Origin of the sequence: Paracoccus sediminis (assembly GCF_900188295.1) — a bacterium.
Classification (GTDB): domain Bacteria; phylum Pseudomonadota; class Alphaproteobacteria; order Rhodobacterales; family Rhodobacteraceae; genus Paracoccus; species Paracoccus sediminis.
The window spans coordinates 91,603-98,927 of record NZ_FZNM01000012.1 but is presented as its reverse complement, the minus strand read 5'-3'; the positions used below and the strand labels follow the sequence as shown (position 1 = coordinate 98,927).

At 64.2% G+C, this 7,325-nt stretch carries 7 protein-coding genes; all 7 read right to left on the bottom strand.

Annotated elements, in window-relative coordinates; all coding sequences use genetic code 11:
* Positions 1 to 308: 308 nt before the first annotated feature.
* The 7 genes from CHB77_RS14605 to CHB77_RS14575 all read right to left on the bottom strand — a co-directional run bounded on the left by CHB77_RS14605 (position 309) and on the right by CHB77_RS14575 (position 7,287).
* On the bottom strand, positions 309 to 1,184 hold the full coding sequence (locus CHB77_RS14605; protein WP_089388950.1) for an NAD(P)H-hydrate dehydratase: 876 nt from the start codon (positions 1,182 to 1,184) through the stop codon (positions 309 to 311).
* Entirely contained in the window at positions 1,181 to 1,945 is a 765-nt protein-coding gene (locus tag CHB77_RS14600; protein ID WP_089388959.1) for a histidine phosphatase family protein, read from the bottom strand. Before CHB77_RS14600 ends, CHB77_RS14605 begins: the two co-directional genes overlap by 4 nt.
* A gap of 296 nt (positions 1,946 to 2,241) precedes the next feature.
* The gene (locus CHB77_RS14595; protein WP_089388949.1) at positions 2,242 to 2,604 is read right to left on the bottom strand and encodes a response regulator; all 363 of its coding nucleotides are present in this window, start codon (positions 2,602 to 2,604) and stop codon (positions 2,242 to 2,244) included.
* Positions 2,604 to 4,178, bottom strand: a complete 1,575-nt coding sequence (locus CHB77_RS14590) for a PAS domain-containing sensor histidine kinase (RefSeq protein ID WP_131023375.1) — start codon at positions 4,176 to 4,178, stop codon at positions 2,604 to 2,606. Before CHB77_RS14590 ends, CHB77_RS14595 begins: the two co-directional genes overlap by 1 nt.
* 444 nt (positions 4,179 to 4,622) lie before the next feature.
* A complete protein-coding gene (locus CHB77_RS14585; RefSeq protein WP_089388947.1) occupies positions 4,623 to 5,864 on the bottom strand; it encodes a cysteine desulfurase-like protein in 1,242 nt (413 codons plus the stop codon).
* Between the two features lie 12 nt (positions 5,865 to 5,876).
* Positions 5,877 to 6,614, bottom strand: a complete 738-nt coding sequence (locus CHB77_RS14580) for an amino acid ABC transporter ATP-binding protein (RefSeq protein ID WP_089388946.1) — start codon at positions 6,612 to 6,614, stop codon at positions 5,877 to 5,879.
* Between the two features lies 1 nt (position 6,615).
* Positions 6,616 to 7,287 carry an amino acid ABC transporter permease gene (locus CHB77_RS14575; RefSeq protein WP_089388945.1) on the bottom strand — a complete coding sequence of 224 codons (672 nt, stop codon included), beginning with the start codon at positions 7,285 to 7,287 and terminating at the stop codon, positions 6,616 to 6,618.
* Positions 7,288 to 7,325: the final 38 nt, after the last annotated feature.

The following is a 7,325-nucleotide window of genomic DNA, read 5'->3' as shown; positions in this document are numbered from 1 at the left end:
ACACCCGCGGAGGTCTTCGAGAGCAACCTGATGGCCATCAGAAACAGACTGGAGTAGAAGAAAAACAACGATTTGCGCTTCGGCGTGAGTTCTCATCGCACGCCTCTGGATCAGCGTCGATCCTTGGGCGCCGGACATGGGATGGGGGATGATGAGCGAACCCCATCTGAACCGGGTCGAGGTTCAGAGCCAGGCGGTGCAAGGCCGGATGGCGCCCTTGCCGCGCATCTCGTTCGAAATCGACAGGCAGGCGGCCCGCGCCGCCGCGCGGGGGTCAGAGGCAGCCGAGAAAGGGCACGGTTTCGCAATCAGATCCCGCGCATCAAGCCTGGCGTCTCGGCGGGAAGCTGCCGCGCCAGAAAACCCACCGGCCCGTGGCGCTCGGACAAGCGGCGGCCCGCCTCGCCGTGCAGCCAGACACCCCAGCAGGCGGCTTCCCAAGGTCCAAGACCCCGCGCGCTCAGCCCCGCGATGATCCCGGCAAGCACGTCTCCGGAACCGCCGGTGGCAAGCCCTGCGCCGCCGCCGCCATAAAGCGCGAGGTCGCCCTGCGGGTTCGCAAGCATTGTCGTCGGCCCCTTCAGAACCACCACGGCGCCCAAATCCTGGGCCAGTGGCACAAGCATCCTTGCACGGCCTTTCATCACCGCATCCCGGTCCTTTCCGGTCAGCGCCGCCATCTCTCCGGCGTTCGGCGTCAGGATCAGGCGCCCTGCCATCCGGCGCAACAGTGGCAGACGGTCATGGCCGGCAGCCACTGCGGCCGCGTCAAGGATCACGCTGCACGCCTCGGCACGCGGCAGGATCGCCTCAAGAATCCGTCCCGCCGCATCGACAGATCCCATGGCCGGGCCGATCGCCAGGCAGTCGCAGTGGTCCAGCAACGGCTCCACCGGGCGGGTGCCCGCGATCTCGCCGGTCTCGTCCGTGGGCAGGGCGAACATCCCCGCTTCGGGCAGCAGCACGCCCAGGGGGATCGCCAAAATGTCCGGCACGGCCAGTTGCACCTTGCCGGCGCCGGACTGGAACGCCGCCTCAGTGGTAAGGCGCACCCCACCCGGCACCTGTGCCGAGCCGCCGATCAGCACCACGCGACCGCGCTCATTCTTGTCGACATCATCATGAACCGGCAGCGGATGAGCCCGCAGCCATGCGGCATCCAGCGGGATCGGTGCATGGTTCATCCTCGGCTGCCCGCCATTGCGTCGGGGTTGGACGTGACCGGCGTATGGTCGGCCACCATCGGCGCGATCACGTTGTAGCGCAGCAGCCTCATTTCGCCGTCGCCTTCCTCGGTTTCGGCAAAGCGGTATTCCGTGATCGAACAGTTCGCCACATCCCCTTCCGCGTCGATCGCGAGGATTTCCTCCTCGGTCAGCCCTTCGATGATATAGCGCAGGCACAGGACCACGACCTGATGGGCCACGATCATCACCCGACAGCCGCCATGGTGAAGCCCGACCGTGTCAAGCAGCGACCGCAGGCGGAAAATGACGTCGCACCAGCTCTCGCCGCCGGGCGGGCGGTGATAGAACTTGCCCAGGAGCAGGCGCAGTTCGGCTTGCTGCGGTTCCTCGTCGCGCACGCCCATGGTCGTCAGCCCGTCCAGGATGCCGAATTCCTTCTCGCGCAGGCGTTCGTCCAGGCGCAGGCCCAGGGTGCCCCGGCAGCCCCCGGCGTCCCGGAATATTTCGGCGGTCTGTCGCGCGCGCAGATAGGGCGAACACATCAAGACGTTGGGCCGCGCGCCTTCCTCCCCGTCAGCGAACCATCGCCCCAATGCGCGCGATTGATCGCGCCCCAAGGCCGAAAGCGGGATATCCACGTCGCGGGCGCGCAGGTCGATGCGGCGCTGTCCCGCCTCGTGCGCCTTGTCGCGCGCGACATTGCCGGCGCTTTGTCCGTGGCGCACCAGCCACAGCCGTTCCGGCCACCGTGGCGTCATGGTCATACCTGCCCCCGCATGGTGTCCCCCCGGATGGTATCGCGGACTAACGGACGAAGGGGGATAACGGTTCAGTCGCCCGATGCCAAATCATCCTTGGTACCGGCTTCGTCCATGAGGTTCCGCACCTGGTGAACCGCCGGATCCGTTCGATCCCGCGTCGGTCAGGCGCCCCGGCATTGCGTCCCTCATCGGCCGAATCGGGATCGCGAGCGTCTGCCAGGCGGCCTGTGCCAAAGGAACAGGGCTGGTCCGATTGCCTCTCGCAACCTCACGCTCTTTGACAAATCCGGATTTCAGGCTGTTCGGAGCACGACCTCGAGGCTTTTCGCCAGTTGCTGATCGGAATAGGGTTTCTGAACCTTCGGGCATTGGTCGTAGGGCGGGTCGATTTCAGCGTAGCCGGTGGACAGCAGGAAGGGTATGCCTCTTGCCATCAGCCGGTCGACGATCGGATAGCTCTTTTCCCGACCAAGATTGACGTCGAGAAGGGCGATATCGACGTCTTCCTTTTCAAGGAGGGTCAGCGCCTGAGCGACGCGCGCCGCCGGACCGATGATGACGCACCCGAACCCTTCGAGCATGTCCTCGATGTCCATGCAGACCAGCATCTCGTCCTCTACGACCAGAATGCGCAGACCCGCCAGATTCGATATCATCAGCTTGCCTCCGGCATCGGCATCTTTATCTCGCAGATCAGCCCGTCCGGATGATGCAGCAGCCGCACCGTCCCCCCGATCTCGTTTGAAAGGCCTTCCTCGAGCAGGCGTGTGCCGAATCCCCTGGAGGGGGGCGGCACGACCACGGGTCCGTGTTTTTCAATCCAGGTGATGCACAAGGTGCCCTTGCCAAGATCCTGCCAGCGGATTTCAACCAGGCCGTTCTCGGATGTGAGCGCCCCGTATTTCGTGGCATTGGTAGCCAGTTCATGAAACCCCATTCCCAGAGCAAGAGCGAGCTTGGGCGTCAGGGAAACCTGCTGACCCTCCAGAAGAACCCTGTGGTTGCCGGCGACATTGCCGACAAAGGGCGCCAGCGACGCCGAGGCGATCGCCCTCAGATCGACGCTTCGCCAGTTTTCCCGCATGATAAGGCTGTGGCTGTGCGACAGGGCCAGCAGGCGCCCGGTGAACAGACGCATCGCCGTGTCCTCGGCGCGCCCGCGAAAGGTCTGCCTGGCGATGGCCTGAACCGTTGCCAGCATGTTCTTGACGCGGTGATTGAGCTCTTGCGCCAAAAGCTTCTGGTGATCCTCGGAACGCTGGCGGTCGGCGATCTCTCTCTGAGCCGCCTCGAAAAGATGAGCGTTGTCGATGGCGATGGATGCCTGTGCCGCGATCGCTGTGACAATGCGTTCACTGCGTGCGCTGAAGACGTCCGCGTCCTTGTGACCGAAAATGAGCGCGCCAAGAATCTCACCTCCCCGCGAAACGACAGGAACGGCCAGATAGCTTGTCACGGGCAAGTGGCCCGGCGGCATGCCATGAAACGGCGCATGATTCCCGTAACGGGGATCCGCCTTGATATTGCCGACCCTGAGGACGGAGCCTCCGGCAAAGGTGGGGCCGAAGACGGCCGTGTGCCGGGGCGGGGGAAAGGAGGAGAACGCAGAGCGCGGAGCGCCCGACAGGGCATAAAGCTGAAGCGTCTTTCCTTCCCGGATGGTGTTGTAGAAAAATGCGCCGAATTGCGCGCCTGACAGTTCGGTGGCGATATCGGTTACGGTCTGGACGATTTCTTCCAGATCAAGCGTGCTTGTCAGCATCGTCCCGATCCGATTGAGAAGTTCCAGCGTCCATGTTTCTTCTTCAAGCGCCCGCCGGGCTTGAATATCGGCGCTGATGTCGCGCACCTCGAGCACGGTGCCGACGACGACGCCCCCCTCCTCAACCGGACTGGCCGTATATTCCACCTCGTAGAAATGACCGTCCTTGTGAATGAAGGTGTCCTGTCCCTGCTGCCGGCGGGATTTGGGGAAAGCCTGGACGATGGGGCATTCCTTGATCGGATAGGCGCTGCCATCCGGTCGGGAATGGTGAATCGCGTCGTGCAGGGCACGCGTCTGAAGTTCTTCGAGAGCGTATCCGGTCAGATCAGACGCCGCAGAGTTCATGTAAATGCAATGCTGCTTTTCATCGAGAACGAACAAGGCGCTGCTTGCGTTTTCGCAGGCAGCCTTCAGCAAGCGGATATCCGAGGCACTCGCCGACTGATCTTCAGGTCTTCTTGTCAAGTTCGAGGCCTTTGTTGCATGCGGTCATCGCGATAGTGATGCCTGTCCTGTAACAAAGGCAGCCCCGCGCGTCTAACAAATCTCGGGTCCGTCGCGCGTGTCGAGGACGACGCGACATCGGGCCATCGGGCGCTGCGCCGCAACCCTGGCACCTCGGTCTGCCAAGGACCGTCAGGTAAGGCGCGGCATGATCGAACCGAGCCGGGCGGCGTTGCTGTTTCACCATCCACAGCAGACGCGGGGCCGGTCCGGTCCTGCCTCAGGATGTGCCCTCCCCCCGGAGATCGCGACGGTCCTGCGCGTCTCGACACGGGTCCGCAGGAAACAGTCCCGCGGGAACGCGTCGGGATCATCGCCTTGCGTGGCCATCGGCCCGGCGGCCCGCTGATCCTGGGTCAGCATAGGCGTTGTTCGTTGCCGTCGGACCCCCCAACGCCCATCCGGTCATGTCGGCTCTCTGGCCAGGATCGCGCTAAGCGCATTGGTCAGCCGGTCGACCTGCCCGACCGTATTGTAGTGAACCATCGAGATGCGCAGGACGCCGCCCAGATGGTCGTCGCCCAAATGTTCGACCAGGCGGCGGGAATGAAAGTCGCCAAAGCGCATCGCAATGCCATGGTCATCCATCGCGCGGACGATGGCGCCGGAATGGATCCCGTCGAACTTGAAGGCGATGGTCGGAACGCGCGTGCTGTTGCGGTTCACCCCCTCGCCGATGATCCGGCAGTCGTTGCGGCCGGACAGCCACGACAGCAGGCGATCGGTCAGCAGGTCTTCCTGCGCCGTTATCAGGTCATAGGCGGCGGCAATCATCGCGCGGCGGTCGCCCCCTGCCCCGTGATGGCGGGCAAGGCCGGCCAGGTATTCCACGATTCCGTCGGTGCTGTAGGCGGCCTCATAGCTGGGGTTGCCGGGTTCCAGCTTTCCGGGGACTTTGTCCTTGCCGTAGAAATAATGGTAAAGCCCGTCCAGTTCGGCCAAAAGATCGTATTTTCCATACATCAGCGCCCCATGCGGGCCATAGGCCTTGTACAGGCTGAAGGCATAGTAATCGACGTCCCAGGCCCGGACGTCGATCAGCCGGTGGGGGGCATAGGCCACCGCATCGACGCAGATCAGCGCGCCCCGGTCATGCACGAAGCGGGCGAAATCGGCGACCGGATGCACCTTGCCCAGGATGTTGGACACATGGGTCACGCAAACCAGCCGGGTGCGGCCGGTCATCAGCGGTTCCAGGTCGGACAGTTGCAGATCCTGGGTCTGCGGGTTCAGCGGCCAGACCTTGACGGTCACGCCGACATCCGCAAGCCGCATCCAGGGACCGATGTTGCTTTCGTGGTCGGCCATGGTGACGATCACCTCGTCGCCCGGACGGAACTGGCTGCGCATCGCGGCGGCCAGGTTCTGCAACAGCACGGTGGTCGAGGGGCCGAAGACGATTTCCTCGGGGCGGGCGGCGTTGACCAGCGTCTGCGCGGCCTGGCGGCCCGTCGTCAGCGCCTCGGCCGCGGCCTGCGACACGGCATAGCTGCCGCCGATCTGGACGTTGCGGTGGGTCAGGAACTCGACCATCCGATCAAGCGCAGGCTGGCAGATCTGCGATCCGCCGGCATTGTCGAAGAATACCCAATCATCGCACAGGCCGGGAAACTGGGACTGGACATGAGTCAGATCGAGAGCTGTCATTTGTGTTCGCCTTCAGTGATTCAGCACGGCGCCCAGAAAGTTCCGGGTGCGCTGCTCGACAGGATGGGTAAGCAGTTGGGCTGGCGGGCCTTGTTCGACGATCTGGCCGCCGTCCATGAAGATCACCCGGTCCGCGACCTGCGACGCAAAGCCCATTTCGTGCGTGACGACGATCATGGTCACGCCGGTGCGGGCAAGGTCGCGCATCACGTCCAGAACCTCTCCCACCATTTCGGGGTCAAGCGCACTGGTCGGTTCGTCGAACAGCATCACCTGCGGATCCATCGCAAGCGCGCGGGCGATCGCCACGCGCTGCTGCTGCCCGCCCGACAGATGCTCGGGGTATTTGTCGGCCTGATCGGCGATGCCCACGCGGGACAGCAGCTGATCGGCCCGCGCCGCCGCCTCGGCGCGCGGCGTCCCGCGCACCTTGCGGGGGGCCAGCATGACATTCTCGCGCACGGTCAGGTGCGGGAACAGGTTGAAGGACTGAAAGACCATGCCGACCTCGGCCCTCACACGGGCAAGCGCGCGGCCGGTCGCAACGGGGATGCCGTCCACGCGGATTTCGCTTTCGGGCGAAAAGCTTTCCAGACGGTTGATGCAGCGGATCAGCGTGGACTTGCCCGACCCGGACGGGCCGATCACGCAGACGACCTCGCCCTTGGCGACGTCCAGGTCGATGCCGCGCAGCGCCTCGAAGCTGCCATAGGACTTGCGCAGGTTGCGGATGCTGACGAAGCCGTCCATCTCAGCGTCTCCTTGCGGCAAAGCGGCGTTCCATCCGCGACACGGCCGCCACCAGCGGCCACAGGAACGCGACATAAATTGCGGCTGCCACGATCAGCGGCGTCGGATTGGCAGCCAGAGCCTGCGCCTGCGTCGCCTGTTTCAGCAGGTCGGGCATCGCCACGACCGAGGCAAGCGCCGTGTCCTTGACCACGTTGATCGAGTTGTTGGTCAAGGGCGGAATGACGATCTTGACGGCCTGGGGCAGGATCACCTCTTTCATGGTCTGAAGGCCGCCGAGGCCCAGGGCGGCGGATGCCTCGAACTGGCCCTTGGGAATGGCCTCGATGCCGGCGCGAAAGATCTCGGCCGTGTAGGCGCCGGAAACCAGGGTCAGCGCGGTCATCGCCGACAGAAAGGGCGACAGGCGGATGCCCACGAAGGGCAGCGCGTAATAGATGATAATCAGCAAAACCAACAGCGGGATCGACCGGAAGACGTCGATATAGACCCGCGTCAGCAGGCGCAGGGGCGCCACGGCATAAAGCCGCGTCATCGCCAGCCCCAGCCCCAGGACCAGCCCCGCGACGATGCTGGCCGCGCCAAGTTGCAGGGTAATCCACAGGCCCTGCAACAGCATGGGCAGGCTGCGCCGCATGACCTCGGCGTTGAGGAAGGTGTCGACAATATCCATGGGCGTCCTTTGCCGGTTCCGGGTCGTTGGCCGGACCC

Coding starts and splice junctions, on each gene's coding strand:
- CHB77_RS14600 (WP_089388959.1), bottom strand. CDS start 1,945: ATGACGCCACGGTGGCCGGAACGGCTGTGGCTGGTGCGCCACGGACAA.
- CHB77_RS14605 (WP_089388950.1), bottom strand. CDS start 1,184: ATGAACCATGCACCGATCCCGCTGGATGCCGCATGGCTGCGGGCTCAT.
- CHB77_RS14575 (WP_089388945.1), bottom strand. CDS start 7,287: ATGGATATTGTCGACACCTTCCTCAACGCCGAGGTCATGCGGCGCAGC.
- CHB77_RS14595 (WP_089388949.1), bottom strand. CDS start 2,604: ATGATATCGAATCTGGCGGGTCTGCGCATTCTGGTCGTAGAGGACGAG.
- CHB77_RS14580 (WP_089388946.1), bottom strand. CDS start 6,614: ATGGACGGCTTCGTCAGCATCCGCAACCTGCGCAAGTCCTATGGCAGC.
- CHB77_RS14585 (WP_089388947.1), bottom strand. CDS start 5,864: ATGACAGCTCTCGATCTGACTCATGTCCAGTCCCAGTTTCCCGGCCTG.